The following is a 1,119-nucleotide window of genomic DNA, read 5'->3' as shown; positions in this document are numbered from 1 at the left end:
TCCCGCAGGGCAAGGGGCTCGATATCGCGCAGTCGTCGCCGGTCGATGGCTTCGACTCCAGGCTCACCGGCATCAACGACTATGCCGGCATCGAAGGCGCCGATGTCTGCATCGTCACCGCCGGCGTGCCGCGCAAGCCCGGCATGAGCCGCGACGACCTTTTGGGCATCAATCTCAAGGTCATGGAACAGGTGGGCGCCGGGCTGAAGAAGTATGCGCCGAAGGCCTTCGTCATCTGCATCACAAACCCGCTCGACGCCATGGTCTGGGCGCTGCAGAAGTTCTCAGGACTGCCCAACAGCCATGTCGTCGGCATGGCCGGCGTGCTCGACAGCGCGCGCTTCCGCTATTTCCTGGCGGAGGAATTCAAGGTCTCGGTCGAGGACGTCACCGCGTTCGTGCTCGGCGGCCACGGCGATTCCATGGTGCCGATGATCCGCTATTCGACGGTATCGGGCATTCCGCTGCCCGATCTCATCAAGATGGGCTGGACCTCGAAGGAAAAGCTCGACCAGATCGTGCAGCGCACCCGCGACGGCGGCGCCGAGATCGTCGGCCTGCTCAAGACCGGTTCGGCCTATTACGCGCCGGCCGCTTCGGCGATCTCGATGGCCGAAGCCTATCTCAAGGACAAGAAGCGCGTGCTGCCCTGCGCGGCGTATCTCTCCGGCCAGTATGGCGTCAAGAACACCTATGTCGGCGTTCCCGTGGTGATCGGCGCCGGCGGCGTCGAGCGTATCATCGAGATCGAGCTCAACAAGAGCGAGCAGAAGATGTTCGACTCCTCGGTGGCGACGGTGCAGGGTCTGACCGAGGCCTGCGTCAAGATCGCGCCGCAACTCGCCTCCAAATGAATCTCCAGCAAGTGAACCCCCAGTCGATCCGGAGACCTTCCAGATGAACATCCATGAGTATCAGGGCAAGGCGCTGCTGAAGAGCTTTGGCGCGCCCGTGGCCGAAGGCGTGCCGGTGTTCAAGGCGAGCGAAGCGGAAGCCGCCGCCAAGGCGCTGCCGGGCCCGCTTTATGTGGTGAAGAGCCAGATCCATGCCGGCGGCCGCGGCAAGGGCAAATTCACCGAACTCGGCCCGGACGCCAAGGGCGGCGTGCGGCTGGCGAAA

General features: G+C 64.0%; 2 protein-coding genes. Both read left to right on the top strand.

The window, feature by feature from the left end; all coding sequences use genetic code 11:
* On the top strand, nt 1-854 hold an 854-nt coding region (gene mdh / locus EN984_RS35540; protein WP_127273854.1), incomplete at its 5' end, for a malate dehydrogenase.
* A gap of 43 nt (nt 855-897) precedes the next feature.
* Nucleotides 898-1,119 (top strand): ATP-grasp domain-containing protein (locus tag EN984_RS35535; RefSeq protein ID WP_348630247.1); only part of this gene is annotated, 222 nt, incomplete at its 3' end.

Origin of the sequence: Mesorhizobium sp. M7A.F.Ca.CA.004.12.1.1 (genome assembly GCF_003997835.1) — a bacterium.
Classification (GTDB): Bacteria; Pseudomonadota; Alphaproteobacteria; order Rhizobiales; family Rhizobiaceae; genus Mesorhizobium.
This window is presented reverse-complemented; position numbering and strand designations above follow the sequence as displayed.